At 61.9% G+C, this 16,997-nt stretch carries 13 protein-coding genes; 8 read left to right on the top strand and 5 right to left on the bottom strand.

Annotation, left to right across the window (positions count from 1 at the left end):
* Positions 1-204, bottom strand: coding sequence for a VNG_1110C family protein (locus C484_RS11880; protein WP_006826177.1), 204 nt, complete (start codon positions 202-204; stop codon positions 1-3).
* Between the two features lie 209 nt (positions 205-413).
* Between C484_RS11880 and C484_RS11875 the strand changes: the two genes are divergently transcribed.
* From C484_RS11875 to C484_RS11845, 7 genes are all read left to right on the top strand, one after another.
* The gene (locus C484_RS11875; protein ID WP_006826176.1) at positions 414-1,526 is read left to right on the top strand and encodes an OBG GTPase family GTP-binding protein; all 1,113 of its coding nucleotides are present in this window, start codon (positions 414-416) and stop codon (positions 1,524-1,526) included.
* A gap of 98 nt (positions 1,527-1,624) precedes the next feature.
* Entirely contained in the window at positions 1,625-2,638 is a 1,014-nt protein-coding gene (locus C484_RS11870; protein WP_049915369.1) for a hypothetical protein, read from the top strand.
* Between the two features lie 99 nt (positions 2,639-2,737).
* Positions 2,738-4,474 carry a Na+/H+ antiporter NhaC family protein gene (locus C484_RS11865; RefSeq protein ID WP_006826174.1) on the top strand — a complete coding sequence of 579 codons (1,737 nt, stop codon included), beginning with the start codon at positions 2,738-2,740 and terminating at the stop codon, positions 4,472-4,474.
* 48 nt (positions 4,475-4,522) lie between these two features.
* Positions 4,523-5,314 carry a VOC family protein gene (locus C484_RS11860; RefSeq protein ID WP_006826173.1) on the top strand — a complete coding sequence of 264 codons (792 nt, stop codon included), beginning with the start codon at positions 4,523-4,525 and terminating at the stop codon, positions 5,312-5,314.
* 158 nt (positions 5,315-5,472) lie between these two features.
* The gene (locus tag C484_RS11855; protein WP_239640973.1) at positions 5,473-7,203 is read left to right on the top strand and encodes a sugar transferase; all 1,731 of its coding nucleotides are present in this window, start codon (positions 5,473-5,475) and stop codon (positions 7,201-7,203) included.
* Positions 7,204-7,295: 92 nt separating this feature from the next.
* Complete coding sequence (locus C484_RS11850) at positions 7,296-7,910, top strand: hypothetical protein (protein WP_006826171.1); 615 nt, start codon at positions 7,296-7,298, stop codon at positions 7,908-7,910.
* Positions 7,894-8,418, top strand: a complete 525-nt coding sequence (locus C484_RS11845) for a metal-dependent hydrolase (RefSeq protein ID WP_006826170.1) — start codon at positions 7,894-7,896, stop codon at positions 8,416-8,418. Before C484_RS11850 ends, C484_RS11845 begins: the two co-directional genes overlap by 17 nt.
* A 41-nt stretch (positions 8,419-8,459) precedes the next feature.
* On the opposite strand, the gene C484_RS11840 is transcribed toward C484_RS11845, so the two are convergent.
* From C484_RS11840 to C484_RS11830, 3 genes are all read right to left on the bottom strand, one after another.
* Entirely contained in the window at positions 8,460-11,048 is a 2,589-nt protein-coding gene (locus C484_RS11840; protein ID WP_006826169.1) for an efflux RND transporter permease subunit, read from the bottom strand.
* A gap of 36 nt (positions 11,049-11,084) precedes the next feature.
* On the bottom strand, positions 11,085-12,698 hold the full coding sequence (locus tag C484_RS11835) for a COG1361 S-layer family protein (protein WP_006826168.1): 1,614 nt from the start codon (positions 12,696-12,698) through the stop codon (positions 11,085-11,087).
* A gap of 507 nt (positions 12,699-13,205) precedes the next feature.
* A complete protein-coding gene (locus tag C484_RS11830) occupies positions 13,206-13,634 on the bottom strand; it encodes a thiol-disulfide oxidoreductase DCC family protein (protein WP_006826167.1) in 429 nt (142 codons plus the stop codon).
* 240 nt (positions 13,635-13,874) lie between these two features.
* Between C484_RS11830 and C484_RS11825 the strand changes: the two genes are divergently transcribed.
* Positions 13,875-15,569 carry an HTTM domain-containing protein gene (locus C484_RS11825; RefSeq protein WP_006826166.1) on the top strand — a complete coding sequence of 565 codons (1,695 nt, stop codon included), beginning with the start codon at positions 13,875-13,877 and terminating at the stop codon, positions 15,567-15,569.
* A gap of 50 nt (positions 15,570-15,619) precedes the next feature.
* On the opposite strand, the gene C484_RS11820 is transcribed toward C484_RS11825, so the two are convergent.
* Positions 15,620-16,939 (bottom strand): FAD-dependent oxidoreductase, encoded by a 1,320-nt coding sequence (locus C484_RS11820; RefSeq protein ID WP_006826165.1) that lies wholly within the window; start codon positions 16,937-16,939, stop codon positions 15,620-15,622.
* Between the last annotated feature and the right edge of the window lie 58 nt (positions 16,940-16,997).

Here is a 16,997-nt window from a genome sequence, read left to right as displayed (position 1 = left end):
TCACCTGTGACTAACGCCGCGGCGCACGAGAAACTCGCTTGCGTCCTTGATCTCGACCGGACTGCCGATGATCCGATAGTAGCGCTCGCCCTCCGGCACGATCGTCACGACGAACTCGTCATCGAGCCGCGGCTCGATGTTCTCGAGCGTCTCCCGAGGGAGCACGATCTGCGTACTCTCGCGCAGCTGCGACGGATCCGCCATTCGTCTAGGGACGGTCTATTCGCACCTCGTTTATGTGTGTCGAAATTTATTTGTATTGGTGACGGTGTGGCTGGACGACATCGAACACGGGACGAACCGCGAGTGACAACTGGGACCCGCTGGGGGCCGTCGTCACCGCATCGCGGTTCCCGCCGCTCGTTCCATCGCATGGAAAGGGTTTTTCGGGACGACCGGCTGGGTATAGACAAATGGGGCTCGAGGAGGATATCGAGGAGATCGAAGACGAAATCGCCAACACCCCCTACAACAAGTCGACCGAGGCACACATCGGTCGCCTCAAGTCCAAGCTCGCGGAGAAAAAGGAAAAACTCGAAAACCAGCAATCCGGCTCCGGCGGTGGCGGCGGCTACTCCGTCGAAAAGCACGGCGACGCGACGGTCGCCCTTGTCGGCTTCCCGAGTGTCGGGAAGTCCTCGATGCTGAACTCGCTGACGAACGCCGAGAGCGAGACGGGATCCTACGAGTTCACGACGCTCGATGTCAACCCGGGGATGCTCAGCCACCGCGGGGCGAACATCCAGATGCTCGACGTGCCCGGATTGATCGAGGGGGCGGCGTCGGGCCGCGGCGACGGCAAGCAGGTGCTCGCGGTCGTCCGGAACGCCGACCTGATCGTGTTCGTGCTGTCGGTGTTCGAGATCGAGCAGTACGATCGGTTACGGGAGGAGCTGTACGACATTAACATCCGCGTCGATCGAGAGCCGCCGCGGGTGACGGTGCGACCGAAGATCAAAGACGGGATCAAGATCACCTCGAGCACCGAGCAGGACCTTGACGAGGAGACGATTTCGGACGTATTGCGCGATCAGGGCTACGTCAACGCCGATCTCAACTTACAGGAGAACGTCACGATCGATCGGCTGATCGACGGCCTGATGGAGAATCGGGAGTACATCCCGTCGATCACCTGTGTCAACAAGGTCGATCTGATCGAACCGTCCTACAAGGAAACGGTCGACGAGCAACTTCGCGAGCGCGACCTCGATCCCGAGGAGGTGACGTTCATCAGCGCCGAGAAAGAGAAGGGACTCGACGCGCTCAAGGATCGAATCTGGGGCAACCTCGATCTGATCCGCATCTACATGGACAAACCCGGCCGCGGCATCGACTGGGAGGAACCGCTCGTGATCGAACGCGGCTCGACTGTCGGCGAGGCAGTCGAGAAACTCGGCGGCGAGATGGAAGAGCGCTTCCGATTCGCCCGCGTGAGCGGTCCCAGTGCGACCCACGACGAGCAGCAGGTCGGCGAGGGCCACGTACTCGAGGACGAGGACGTGTTGAAGCTCATTTTACGGCGGTAGCGGTCGATCCAGCGGTGTCTGGTGCCGACTGTTCCTGGGGTGATGAACAGTCGTTCGCCGGCACGAGACTTACCGGCCGGGCCATCCTACGACCGCTGATGTCGAAACGCCCAACCGGAACGATGGACGTGGATCGACTCCTCGAACTCCGCGTCGCCGACGCCGTGCTTCCGGCTGAGACGGATTCGAATCCGCTCCCGGCCGACGCGGATCAGCGCCGCACCGAGAGCGGAGACGAGCGAACGTACATCGTGGACATAACCGACCTCGTCGAGCGCACGGAGCTTCCGTCCGGTCCCGTTATCGACTGGAACACCGACGCCCGAGATGCCGATCCGATGCTCGTCTTCGCACCCCTCCCGCTGGACGAGATCGACGACGCGGCCTTCCCGCGACGAGTCATCGAGACCGACGCCGGAACGTACGCGCCCGTTCCCGACGACCTGCTGCGGGTCGATCCGGACAGCGGACTCGGTATCGACCTGACGACCTACGATGACGATAACCCGCTGCTGTTCGAAGCCGTCGCGACCGACGAGACGATCGGCCTCCTCCCGGCCAGGTTCGCCGACGGAACACCGTTCGACGCCGAGCCGCTCCCTGAAACACCGTCCGAAAGCGATCCAGTCGCCGAGGAAACCCTCGCTCACGAGTTCGAGACCGAGGTTGACGCCGATACCGAAGCCACAACCAGGGCGACGCCGCGCCCCGAAACCGTCGACGCACCGATCGATGCGGAGATCATCGCAACCGTCGTCGACGAAACCGAAACCGCCGAGAGTGAACTCGCCGACGCACTCGAGACGATCCACCAGCACGACCTCCTGCGCATCGAGGATATCGTTCCCGGTCGAGAACCGCTCTCGGTCGACGGCCGCGTCATCTTCCCCGTCCCCGCGGACGCCTGGACGATCGAGGTCGGCGCTGAACTCGACGCCGACGAGGGCGTTCTCGAGGCCGCTCGAACGGCCCACGAGAGACAGGCAAACCGACTGCTCGAACGCGCGGACGCAACGGACTACCGAGACGAACTCGCGGACGACGAGTTCGCAGTTGCGGTGTCGGTTGAACTGGATACTACCGAATGGAGCAATACTGACGATGTCGAGTGAGGGTGGCTGACAACCCACAGTTCGCCGATACTCGGAGCAGAGACACGGCGATTTCGGATGCCGGTCCTATTTATACTGCGACTCGCAGAGTATGAGCATATGGCGGAAGCGCTCTCACTCGTGCCACCGTTGCTTGCGATTATGCTCGCGATCGTGACGCGTCGGCCGATCCTCTCGCTGTTCGTCGGGATCTGGTCGGGTGGCGTCATCGCAACCGGGAGTATCGGACTCGGACGGGCGTTCGGTTGGATCGCCGGTTCGATGGCAGATATGTTCCACGCTCAGATCTTGATTTTCACGCTGTTGCTCGGATCGGGCGTTGCACTTATCTGGCGACTCGGCGGCGCGACTGCGGTTCGAAACTGGGCGACCGCACGGCTCAAGACCCAGCGAAAGACCGGCCTCGCGGCCTGGATCCTCGGAATGCTCCTGTTCTTCGACGATTACGCCAATACGGCTATCGTCGGGAGTACGATGCGCGAGATTTCCGATCAGATGCGGATCTCCCGCGAGAAACTGTCGTACATCGTCGACTCGACGTCCGCACCGGTGGCGACGCTCGGCCTCTCGAGCTGGGTCGCCTTCCAGCTCTCGATGATCGAAGACGGATACACGAGGCTCGTCGACAGTGAGGAGGTCAACGTGGCCGCAGCGGAGACGCCGGATGCGTTCGACACGTTCGCCGCCTCGATCCCCTTTAACACCTACTCGCTGCTTGCAATCGTGATGGTCGGGATTATCATCATCTCGCGTCGCGACTACGGGGAGATGCTCGGCGCCGAGCACCGCGCCTGGCAGACCGGGAAAGTCAACCGCGATGATGCACAGCCGTTACAGGAAGCCGAGGACGACCTCCGTGCGCCGATCGAGAAACGACCGATGCTGCGGACGTTCTTCGCCCCGATCGGCGTGTTGATCGCGGTCGCGCTCTCGGGTGCGTTCTGGACCGGGTACCAGACGTGGCTCACCGACCAGGCCGACGCGGGCGAGACGACCTCGCTCGTCACCGCGGTAGCCGGCGACGACCTCTTCGCGACGAGTTGGAACGCTATAGGGGAGTTCATCGACATCCTCGGCAACGGCGACTTCGCCGCCGCCCTCATCTGGGGCTCGTTCGCGATGGTCGCGACGGCGATCGCCATCGGCATCGTCTACGACCTCTTCGACATCGACGACGGCATCGAGACCGTACTCGAAGGATTCCACCTCATGCTCACTGCCGTCACCGTGCTCGTCCTCGCCTGGGCCATCAGCGCCGTCGCCGAGGACCTCGGCACCGGCGAGTACGTCGCAACCGTCGCGGAGGGCGTCGTCTCGCCCGAACTCCTCCCGATCGCTGTCCTGTTCGTCTCCGCGTTCGTCTCGTTCACCATGGGCTCGTCGTGGGCGACCATGGGCATCGTCACGCCGACTGCTATCACGGTCGCCTACAACCTCACTGGGAACTTCGAACTGATGCCGATCGTCGTCGGCGCAGTGTTCTCCGGAGCGATCTTCGGCGATCACACCTCGCCGATCTCGGACACCTCCGTACTCTCTTCGACGTTCACCGGCGCGGACCTCATCGATCACATCCGCACGCAACTGTACTACGCAAGCACCGTCGCTCTCGTCGTCGTGGTCTGTTACCTCCTCAACGGCTACCTCGGCGTTCCGCCTGTCGTCTTCCTCCCGCTGGGCGTCATCCTCCTGGTCGGCCTCGTCTACGCGTTCTCCGAACTGCAGGGTCTGCTCACGGGCGTCGATCCGAAACCGTCGACCGTCTCGACCGACGCCTCCCGCGACGGCCGGACCGTCGGGGCGCCCTCCGGTCCCGACCCCGAAGACGCCGAGTGAACCGCCGCCTTCGCCACGCTTTTTGTACCGCCGAGCGTGATCCCGCGTATGGACGGCACGCTCGACCACGTAATGCTTCGTGTCGCAGACCTGAACGACTCCCTCGAGTGGTACGAAACCCACCTCGATTACGAGGAGAAAGACCGCCACGAAGGCGACGGCTTCACCATCGTCTACCTCGGCCCCGAGGACATGCACGAAGACGGCGCAATGCTCGAACTCACCCACAACGAGGGCGAGGACGACCTCGACGTCGGCGACGCCTGGGGCCACATCGCCGTCCGCGTCCCCGAAGGTGAACTCGAGGACGCCTACCAGCAACTCATGGACGACGGCGTCGAGGACTACCGCGACCCCGAATCCTGCGGCGGTCGCTACGCGTTCGTCAAGGACCCCGACGGCCACGAGATCGAAATCGTTCAGCGCGATCAGGGCGCACGCTGGTCGCTCGACCACACGATGATCCGAATCGAGGACGCTGACGAGGCACTCGGGTTCTGGACCCGCAAGTTCGAGTACGAACACACCGGTCGCTGGGAAGCCGACTCCTTCTCGAACTACTTCATGAAACCCGCGGATGCCGCGCCCGAAGAGATGTCCGTCGAACTCACCTACAACTACGACGGGCGAAGTTACGACATGGGCGACGCATGGGGCCACCTCTGCGTTCGCGTCGACGACCTCGAAGACGACTGGGACCAGTTGCTGACCCGCGAGGCGGCCGACTACCGCGACCCGGAGAGCAACGACAACATGTACGCCTTTACGGAAGACCAGGACGGCCACGAGATCGAACTCCTCGAACGCGATCCGAGCGCCGACTCGCTGTTCCCGTTCTAGGGATTTCGCACGGAACGACTAGTTACCCGAATCGATCTTCTCTCCGATCACTACCGCAACTCGAGGCAGTCAGTTGAAATATACGTCCATTTCTGATATTGCCAGAAGGTGATACCTTCAACAACTTTATGCCGACGGCCGTTCGTTCCTCCGGACGAATGGTAACCGGGTGGCGATTTCGAATCGGAAGCGTTGTCGGCGTTATATCGCTGACAGTTCTAGCTGTTACCGTCGCCAACCACCCAGTTTCACAATCTCTGTTTACGAGCACCGTGCCGCTATTCAACCGGCTCGAAGTCACCGTCTTGACCGGCGAATCGCTCTTCTGGGCGATCCTGTTGAGCGTCCTCGCTGTAACCGGCTGTCTGCTCCCGCTCTATAAACCCCGACCCCGACGAACGCTCGATACGGCTCTGTTCGCCCAGAAACGAGTGCTCGTCGCAACGTTCGTTCTCGCAACGCTTGGCTACTTCAAGTGGTCACACCGTCTCCCGCGGGCGACGCTCGTGATGCTGACCACGATTCTGCTCGTGACGATCCCCGCATTGTTTCTGGCCATCCGACGACGGCCCGCCGGGTCGACCGGCCGGACGCTTATCGTCGGGGACGATCTCTCCCAGATCGAAGACATCGCCCCCACCGTCGATGCGGCGCTCGTCGGCTATCTCTGTCCCTCAACTGCGACGACGCTTTCGTTCGACGAGGATCGATTCTACGAGGAATCACTGACGGCCGACGGCGGCGTTGCCCTTAGTGATTCGGAACCGGAATCAGAACCGGAACCGGAAACAGACACGGACGCAGACACGCCACAGCAGCAACAGTCTCACACCCACGTTCACGAACAGCGTTCGAACGCGACTGTGAACTCCTCCACCACCCAAACGCAACAGCAGGCCCAAACCCAAGCCCAAACGCAGACCCAAGCCCGGACTCAGGCTCAGACCCAGAGCCAAACGCAGACCCAGGATCACACACTCACCCACGACCACAACCACAATCATACCCCCAATCAAAATCGCAGCCCCGACCCACACCACACCCACTCACAGCACGCCAACTCCCACCAGACTGCACTCGATACGCTACCAAGACGCGGTGGCCTGTCGAGACTCGAGACCGTTCTCGTCGAAGACGACATCGACACGGTCGTTCTTGCCTTCCGCCAGCCAGACCGCGCAGAGTTCTTCGGTGCGCTCGATACGTGCCAGGAACACGGCGTCGGTGTGAAGGTGCATCGTCAGTACGCCGACAGCGTCCTCGTCTCGTCCGGAGCCGTGGACGAACTCGTCGACGTCGACCTCGAACCGTGGGATCCGTTCGATCATTTCTTCAAGCGCATCTTCGACGTAATCTTTGCGCTGATCGGACTCGTCGTGTTCGCACCGATCATGGTCGCAATCGCGGCCGCGATCAAACTCGACAGTCCGGGACCGGTGCTCTACAGCCAGGCGCGCACCGCCGGCTTCGGCGAAACGTTTCCCATCTACAAGTTCCGGACGATGATCCCGGAGGGTGAAACGGCGATACCGACGACCGACGAGGAAAACGACCGAATCACGCGCGTGGGACACGTCCTCCGGCGGACGCATCTCGATGAACTCCCGCAGCTCTGGTCGATTCTACTCGGGGAGATGAGCGTCGTCGGTCCGCGGGCAGTCTGGACCGACGAGGAACCGATACTCGAACAGGATGCGCCTGCCTGGCGAAAACGCTGGTTCGTCAAGCCGGGACTAACGGGGCTTGCACAGATCAACGGGGCAAGGAGTACCGATCCGAACATGAAACTCCGGTACGATCTCGAGTACATTCGAACGCAATCTATCTGGATCGACTGTCTGATCGTAATCCGGCAAGTCTGGATGGTCATCGACGAGTTCAGGAGCTGAGATGGCGGGGTTGCAGCGAAAGCGAGTCGGTGGCAACTGAATCGGAACACCTATTCCGACGGTTCCGTTCGCTTTTAACGAGTAATGGCCGCATGAGGGGACCGGGAACGGGATGGACTCGCGTAGTCACAATCGTCGCGTTAGTTGCTGTTCTCGGCGGGCTGTTCATCTGGGCGGGGACGATGCCGACCGATCCGCTGGAGCAACCGGCATCCGACGAGACGGAGGTCCCCGGAGACCGAGGTGCCTACGTCGGATCGACGGTGACGCTCGGCGGGCAGGTCGTCGAGACCGATCCGGTCGTCATCGCGACGAGGGCGAGCGGATACGGGCAGTTCACTGTTATCGACGCGACCGAAGCGCTACAGAACACGGACGGGCCACTCGAGCGCGGCGATCACGTCACCGCGTACGGCACGCTCGAGGACGAGTCCACGCTCGTCGCCGAACGAACGCTGACGCGCGAGTCAAGTGAGGCGGGGTACATGTATCTCGTTTCGTTCCTCGGCGGGCTGTGGGTAGTCGGTCGGTTCGTTCGTGGCTGGCGGTTCGACTGGGAGACACGCGCGTTCGTCCCGCGAGAGCGCCCCTGGAGTCTTTCGCGTCTGCTCGGCAACAACGAGCAGCCACGCCGTGACCGGCGAGGTTCTCGTGGCGATCGATCGTCGACCCAGTCAGATCGGACCGGAGGTGATCGGCGTGCCTGACGTGCTGACGCACGTCCTCGTCGGGTACAGCATCGGGACCCTGCTCTCGTTTCGATACGCGTGGCTCCGGCCGGCACACGTAACGCTGGTTATGATCGGGGCACTCTCGCCGGATTTCATGAAAATCGATCTGCTCGTTCCGGACGGCCTCGTCGGGTTCCTCCTCGGCATCCCGTTTTCGTGGGCACCGCTGCACACGCTCGTCGGTTCGCTGCTCGTTGCACTCTTCCTCGGAACGCTGCTCATCGCGCCTGCGCTTCGCTGGCGCGCGTTCGGCCTCTTCGTGATCGGCGCACTCTCTCACCACGTCCTCGACGTTGCGCTCGTGACGGCAACGGGCTACTCCTACGCCGTCTTCTGGCCGCTGACGACGTACCGGTTCCCGGCCGCCGACCTCTTCCTGAGTAGTGACCGCTGGCCGGCACTGGTGGCCGGTGGACTCGCGCTTACAATCTGGCTGGTCGGGCAACGAATCACGACCCCCGAGGACGATCCCACGCGGCTATAGAGGCAGAACGACAGTCGGAAAATGATCGACGACTGCTCCGTCTACGTCCAGGGCAATCGATCACTCGATCCGTAGCGCGTCTCGAGACGATCCCAGACGACGACCGTCGAGGGTAGTACGAGCAACGACGTGAGCCAGGCATAGAAGACGCCGAGTGCGAGTAACAAGCCGAACTCCATGATCAGCGGGATCAAGGCGAAATACAGGACGCCGAGACCGCAGACAGTCGTGAGCATACTTCCCGTAAGCGCCCCGCCCGTTCCCTGCACCGTCACGAGAAGCGCCTCGTACGTGTCATCGCGCGCTTCGAACTCGTCGACGAACCGGTGCATGAGGTGGACGGTGTAGTCGACACCGAGTCCGATCGAAACCGAAAGAATCGGCGCATTGATCGGGCTCAGTGGAATATCGAACAGGCGCATCGACCCGGCGAGCAACGCGACTGCAACGAGAACCGGAACGAGATTGATCAGCCCATAGATTGCCCGCCCTTCGAGCCACCAGTACGAGACCACGAGGAAGGCGACCGTCAGGACAAACGCAACGATCAAACTCGTGATCGAGGACTCCGTCGTCTGTTCGATCACGCCCTGGAAGATAACGAGCTGGCCGGTCGCCGTGGCGTCCATGTCCATACCGTCGGCAACGTCCCTGGCAGCGGCAACTGCCTCGTCCTGATCTGCATCGACATCGACCGGGATATCGATCCGCGTTGCACTCCGATCGGTCGTCAACCGATTTGCAGCCTCGTCCGCTGCCGCCGAGTCGAACAGCGCATCGTAGACGACGTCGATGTTCCGGTCCGGAATTCCGTCACCCGTACTATCGTACCGCTCGACCGTTGCCGCAAATTCCGGATCGGCCGCAGCCTGTGCCTCGATCGTATCGAGAATCGTATCGGCATCGGCCTGTCTACCGTCCGTCTTGAACGCCTCTGGCGGACGCTGTAATGACGCATTGATCTCTCGTAACGCCCCGTCCGAGCGTAACGCCGGATCTTCCACATAGATCGTCACCGATCCGTCGAGCCCTTGCTCGAAGTCTTCCTCCATGTAATCCAGAACGGTCAGGAACGTGTATTCCCCGGGAGCCAGCGGTTCGGGGAGTGTTTCGTACTGCTCCAGCCGTTCCTCGTCCGGGAAAAACGCCTCGTCGTCGAACTCCGTCTCGACCCCCGTCCCGTAGGCCGCACTTCCTGCACCGACGACGAGCGCCACGACGAGGAAGACAACCGGGGCTGCCCGGGCAATGTGGACTCCAACAGGAAGTACCCGACCGAGCAGTGACTGGTCGTTCCCAAGTGGCGTCTGACCGAACGAGGGAATCCGAGTTCTCTCGCGGAGTCGGTCGAGGCCGACTTTCCCCGCTGGGAGGAAGACGCCGAAGATGAGAAACGTAAAGAAAATACCGGCGGCGGCGACGATACCGAAGTCCCGGGTCATCTCGCTTAACAGGTTCGCCGCGAAACTAAAGACGGTCGTCAGAGTAACGATGAGAAGCGCGACGAACAGCTGTGTCGTCGTAATCTCCATCGCATCGCCGATCGACGCGCCCGCGGTCCGTTCCTCTCGATAGCGGTTGATGATGTGAATCCCGAAGTCGATTCCGACCGCGAGCAACAACGGGAAGACGGTGATCAACGCGTCCGAGAACGGTATCCCTGCGATACCCATGAACCCGAACGTCCAGATCATCGTCATCGCGAGGGCGACGAGACCGAGTGCAAGATCGATCGGGTCCCGATAGGCGACGAGCAGGAAGAACAGGATGAGCAATAGCGCGGCCGGAAAGACGACGATCGCGGTATCACCGAGCAACTGGAGGGTCTCTTCCTCGAGGATCGCATCGCCGAAGATGACGACGTTGTCGTCCGTGTCGAACCCCTCGATGTCGTCGGCGATCGCCTGCGTCTCGAACTGGAGGTCCGCGTAATCATCCGTCTGCGCCATCGGTGGCGTCTCGTAGGTGATCGCGATCTGGGCGACATCCGCACGCGCCGATTCGGGGGTGAAGTCGGTGCTCACCGGGAGGCCGCGGGTTTCGTCCGCCGCCGCGATTGCCGCTTCGAGCTGGCGCTGTGACGCACGATCGATGGCCCGATACTGTGCTTCCGCCGTCGTCGCCTTCGGATCGAGTTCCATCGCGATCAGCGACGCCGGGCTAGTCGCCGAGGCGACCCGAAGGTCATCGTCCGTCTGGATGCGATCCTGGAACTCGAGCATCCGCAGCAGCGTCGGTTTCGACAGCACGTTATGCTCGTCGGTGACGAACAGTTGTGCAGTCGTCCCACCACTCGCTCGGTCTCCGCGCTCGAAGTCCTCCTGCATGTCCTCGAGCGCGTCTGCCTCTGCAGTCCCCTCCGTGAACTGGTCGGTGCCAGCCTCCTGCTCACCACCACCGACCATCGCACCGCCGAGAAACAGCGCCGTAAGGACGACAAACGCGAGCACGACCGTCCACGGCCGGTTAGTGATCAGTGAATTGACTCGTCTGGTGATCGGATCGTCACCGCGTGTCGTTTCGTCCGGGCCACCGTCACGGTTCGTCACTCGGCTGATCACCGAACTCGAACGATTGCTATCCGAGTCTTCCGGTGCCGTCTCCGGTGGCTGGCGATCCTGCGCAGTCATTCCTCGTATTCGAGGGAGGCCACAGTAGTCATCGTCTCAGTCACGTCGCCACCAGAATCCGAGCCCGAGTCCGACAGCAGTCAACACCGCCATCACGCTGACCAGCGATCCGACGAACCCGCCGCCATCGTCAGTCTCGGTAGCCTCAACTTCGATCGGTTGCTGATAGACATCCGAAACGATCGTCTCGCCCCGCTCAGTTTCGTACTCGAAATCGAGTTCAACCGGATGGAGTTCGACGGGAGCATCGGCCGACGCAGCCACATCGAACGAGATCGTCGTCGACTCGCCGGGATCGAGAGACGGGACGAACGCCGCATCGTTTCCGTTTGCGGTCGCAAGCGAGTCGTCAGCGTACAGTTTCGCGTCGATACTCGACAGCGTCTCCTGGCGCTCGTTGGTGAGTTCGAGTTCGATGGACGACTGGCCGTCCTGCGAAACGGTGGCGTTTATGCTGGCCAGACTGAACTCGTCGTGTTGCTCGTCAACAACGACGCGGTCGGAAATCGGCCCGTCTTCGAGCGTCGTCTCACCGTCGCTCGCGGTGAACTCGACCGAGAATCGCAACTGCCGGGGGCCGGCATCCGCTTGGCCGCTTACGTCGGTTGGATAGCGGAACGATGCCGACTCGCCGGCCTCGAGTGCAGGGAGGGCGTATCGGGTGTCCTCGATGAACAGCGATTCGCTCATCGGCTCGACGATCAGTACGGCATCGTCGACCGCTCGCGGACCGTCGTTGGTGACAGTACCGGTGATCTCACCGTTGTAGCCGACCGAAAGGGTATCATCGATATCGGAAAGGGAGAACGACTGTTCGGACGACGGGGAGAGACGTGCCGTTTCGAGATCTGGTTCGCGCTCGATTCCGGCTGTATCGCGATAGCTGAACTGAATCTCGAGCGGTTTTTCGCCGCTACTCAGGGCGGCATCGAACCCGACATCGACCGAAAACGTGGTCGATTCATCCGGGTCGAGGTCGCCGATGATCTCCTCAGCGGGTGCTTCGGGAGTGCTCCCATCGATCGTGACACCGGTTCCGCCGGTCAGACGCGCTTGCGTCGCGTTTGCTCGTTCGGTTCCCGTATTCGTCACGCTGATCGTCGCTGGACCGCTCGCGCCGGGTTCGACGGCGGTCGAGACATCGGTGATCTCGAACCGAGGCTCGTCGGGAACGACCACTGTAACATCGTGGGTTTCCGAGGCGGTCAGACGCTGTGAGACGCCTGCTTTGTCCGAAACCATACTCGTGTATGCATAGCGAACGCGAACCGTCACCTCGTACTCGCCGGGTTCGACATCGTCCGGTACCTCGAGTTGCTGTGGAACCGAGACGATCTGACCGTCCTGGATCGGTCCAACTGGAGTCTCGCCCGACTGTGCCTCGAAGGGACCGGTATCTTCGAGTTCAACTGTCGTCGCGCGGGCGGTGAGGACCTCTTGGCCAGTTCCCACGGTTAGTTCAGCGTCGTTTTGCACGTCGAGTTCGAGCGTGTCGACGCTTCCTGGAGAGACCTCGTTTTCCGGGAGATAGACCTCCAGGTTTGGTTCGCCTCGATCAAGTGCTCCACCAATAGCGGGGACGACGAGTAGTCCGAGGATGACAACCCCGAGAGCGAACAGAACCGCTGGAAGCCGCCGGCCGTGACTCATACCCGCCCTCCGCTGGGAGTGGGATGGCCCGTGTCTCGTGGCTCTCCGCCGACCGTCGAGTATCGTGTGCGGGCGACCCACAGCGACAACTGCCCAGATTGCGTCATTATCCGATAACTCGTTAGTTAGAATATATCTCTTTTGATTGAACGTTCAGTCAAGCAGTCACTCATACTATCTGAAATATAATCGGCAGGTGCCAGCCACAACAGTTATCGATACCAGCGTTGCATCGATCGTGAGCCAGCGAGTTCAACGAACGCCGGCCGGGTACCGAGTCAGAGCTATCGAGCACCGTGAACGGCTGTCGCCGCGATTCATATTACACTCTCTGATACGGGCTGCTGTACCGATTTCCCGGCGCAACCCAGGACGGGTCGCGGGTGCACCGGACACCGGGAACGACTGCCAGCAGTCCGTCTGAGTATTCGTGCGAACAGTCACCGCCAACGATCGACTTGAACTCGAGTCGGTCATCTGCAAGTCCCGTCCCCGGCCCAAATAGCCCTACTCGAGAAACCGCTGTTGAACGTTGCCGGTCGGCATCAGACACCGGTCTTTCTTGCCGAACAACCGGTATCGGTTGGCCGCGACGAGTTCGTAAACGCGATCGCGAATCAAGCGCGGCACGAACCGAAACGGGGAGAGCAGTCGATAGATGCCGCCCAGAAGCGCGGCGATCCGGAGGACCGCATCGGACTTCACGTAACAATCGTCGCCCTCGATCAGGACGATCGACTCGAGTTCGTCGGTGGGCAGTCCGTGTTCGGCGAGGAGTTTCTGGCCGGTATCCGACTGGAGGGAGGCGAAGTAAAACTGCTCGTCGGTGTCTCTCGGGACGAGAAACTGGACGAACCCGTTACAAAGGTTACAGACGCCGTCGAAGAGGACGATCGGATTCTCGTCGGGAATCGCCGGCTCTGAACTCGCGCTCATTCGGGGCTGAAAGTTGGCTCGCGTGGTAGTTCAGCGTTTCGGTCCGATGGATGGCGAAGTTGCGGGTCCTCGGTATGCGGTCTGTCCGTGGTTGTTCGGTCACTGCACACCGCGTCTCGATTGCTGTTCACTGTGCCGACAGCAGATTCAGGATCGTCTCGAAGCTGAGAGAGCGACTGTACCGTGCAACAAACTTATGCCAGTCTAGGCGAGACTCGGGATAGACGAACGGTCACGACGATGTCACAGGAACCGTCCGGCCCCTCCACCATGCGGAAGCGACTCGGCGGGAGCACCGACCGGTTCGGGCGTGCGATTCGGCGGCGGGTCGCTATCGACCGCCGTGCGCTCGCCGCCTTTCGGATTTCGATCGCCGCCCTCCTCATCGCCGACCTGGTGGGCCGAACGCGACTCCTCGGGATGTTCTATACTGACGCGGGCGTGCTCCCGCGCGAGGCGCTGTTTTCGGACTACTCGTCGTTGACTGCGTACTCGGTGCACACGCTTTCGGGAGCGGCCTGGGCACAGTGGCTGTTGTTCCTCGTCGCCGGACTCGTCGCGCTGGCGCTGCTCGTCGGGTATCGAACGCGGATCGCGACGATCGTTTCGTGGCTCCTGCTCGTCTCGCTCCACGTCCGCAATCCGATGGTGCTCAACGCTGGCGACGTGTTGCTCCGAATGTTGCTGTTCTGGAGCATCTTCCTGCCGCTCGGTTCCCGGTGGTCGATAGACGCTCGCCGGCGTAACCCGGCGCAGTCATCGGGGGACGCCGCGCCGACGATCGCGACGATCGGAACGATAGCCGTTCTGCTTCAGGTGTTGTTGATGTACCTGACCAACGCCGTCCACAAGACCAGAAGCGACATGTGGATGAGCGGCGAGGCGGTCGTCCACATTTTCCAGGCCGACCATCTGACGGTACTGCTCGGGAACGTCCTTCCGGAGTATACCGCCCTCCTCGAGGTCTTTACGTACGCGTGGATGGTTTTAATCGTCCTCTCACCGCTCTTGCTCCTGCTTACTGGGGTGCCACGAGCGTTGCTCGTAACCGGGTTCGCCGGAATGCATCTGGGAATGCTCGTGACGCTCCGGATCGGCCTGTTTCCGCTGATCGTCGTCGCCGGCCTCCTCCTGTTCTACCCGCCCGTCGTCTGGGACACCGCGAGTTCACTTGCGACCCGCGTCGGACTCGCTGGACCGCTCCGGCGCACGCTCGACAGACTGCAGTCTCGCGCACCCGCGTTCAGGATCGGGATCGGGAATTGGGCTCCCGGGTCGTGGCTGCACTCGATCACGTCCGCATCGAACGAGAACTCGGACGCCGAGAACGCGACGGCTGAGAGTAGGAGCGACGATACGAATCCGCTCACGGCCGTCGCGAGCCGGGGACGCGTGTTCGTCACGACGATTATCCCCTGGCTCCTGCTCGTTCTCGTCGTCCTCTCGAACGCCGAGGCGGTCGGCTACACCGAAGTCCCCGACGCCGGAAACGAGGCGCTCGACACCCTACAGGCCAGCCAGAGCTGGCGGATGTTCGCCCCGAATCCGACGTCGACGGCCCAGTGGTTCGTCGTTCCCGGTGAACTCGAAAACGGGACGACCGTCGATGCGTTCCGCGGATCGGGGGTCGACTGGGACAGACCGCCGAACGTCGACGGGACCTACGAGACCGCTCGCGAGCGCAAGTACCTCTCGAACATGCGCTTTGCGGGCAACGAGAATCACCACTCGTACTACGCAAACTACCTCTGTGATCGGTGGAATCGCGAGCATGACACGACCCTCGAGAATCTGACGGTCTACGGCATGTCGGATCGCTCCGGGCTGTACGCGGACGAACCCGACATCTCGAAATCCGAGGTCATCGAATACGACTGCTCGGGCGAGTTCATCCAGGAGGAGGAGTCGGACGCGATCGTCGTCACTCCTGAGTGAGGTGTCAGTTTTGAACGATAATTGCGACGGTTGCAGCCGCGAGTAACGCCTTAGTCGTCTGCTGCAGCCGTTTCCGTCCCGGCGGTTGACTCCGCGCGTTCGAGATTGTCGAGGTACTCGTCGGCGTCGAGTGCCGCCTTCGAGCCCATGCCGGCCGCCGTCACCGCCTGCTGGTAGTGGTAGTCGACGACGTCGCCAGCGCCGAAGAGGCCGGGAACGTCGGTTTCGGTCTGGCCGCCACCGACACCGCCCTGGGTGCGGAGGTAGCCCTCATCGTTCAGTTTGACGCCGGTACCGTTGAGATACTCGGTGTTCGGCGTGTGGCCGATCGCGAGGAAGACCGCACCCACGTCGAACTCGAACTCGTTCGTCTCGGGGTCGTCGAGTCGATCGGTCGGGTGGCCCTGCTCGTTCTCGACGAGCGTGACGTGGTCGACGCCCTCGTCCTGGGAGCCGTGAATCTCGAGGAGTTCGGTGTTTTTCATGATCTCCATCTCGCCGTCCTCGACCTTCTCCTCGACGCGGTCGATCCAGTAGTCCTCCGCGCGGAACTCTTCGCGACGGTGGACGAGGTAGACGGTATCTGCGAACTTGGTGAGGAAGGTCGCTTCCTCCATGGCGGCGTCGCCGCCGCCGACGACGAGCATGTCCTCGCCGCGGAAGAACGCGCCGTCGCAGGTGGCACACGTCGAGAGCCCGTAGCCCATGAGGTCGTCCTCGCCGGGGATACCGAGCGTGCGAGCGCTCGCACCCGAGGCGACGATGACGGCGTCTGCGGTGTAGACGTCGCCGGTAGCGAGTTCGACGCGGAACGGGCGCGAATCGGCGTCGACGGACTCGACGATGCCGTTTTTCAGTTCGGCACCGAACTGGCGAGCCTGCTCTTTCATGTTGTTGACGAGTTCGGGGCCGCCGATCCCCTCGGGGAAGCCGGGGTAGTTCGCAACGTCGGTGGTCAGGGTGAGCTGCCCGCCGGGTTCGTCGCCCTCGATGACGAGGGGATCGTTGTTCGCGCGGCCAGCGTAGATGGCGGCGGTCAGGCCGGCGATGCCGGTGCCGGTAATGATGAGTTTGCGGTGTTCGACACCGTCGCTCTCGTCGGCTTCGATGCCGAGTTTCTCGTCGAGGTCGCCGATTTCGTTGAGTGCGCTGGTCTCGTCCCAGCCGCCGATCAATTCGTCGTCGATGAAGACTTCCGGCGCGGTCTGGCGGCCGTCGGCGCGTTCGACCATCTCCTCGAACAGCTCGTCGTCACCGGTCACGTTGTACTCTTCGTACTCGACTCCCTTGCTATCGAAGAGGTCCTTTGCCTTCTCACAGTAGGGACAATCCGTTTTGGTATAAATCTCGACTCGAGGCTGCTCGCTCATGCACAGTACTTGGGAAACAGGGCGTAAACCCCTTGCGTTCCCAGCAACTGCCCTGTTG

It is taken from the genome of Natrialba taiwanensis DSM 12281 (assembly GCF_000337595.1).
GTDB lineage: Archaea > Halobacteriota > Halobacteria > Halobacteriales > Natrialbaceae > Natrialba > Natrialba taiwanensis.
Note: the sequence above shows the minus strand (reverse complement) of the source record. Positions and strands in the feature narration are given on the sequence as shown.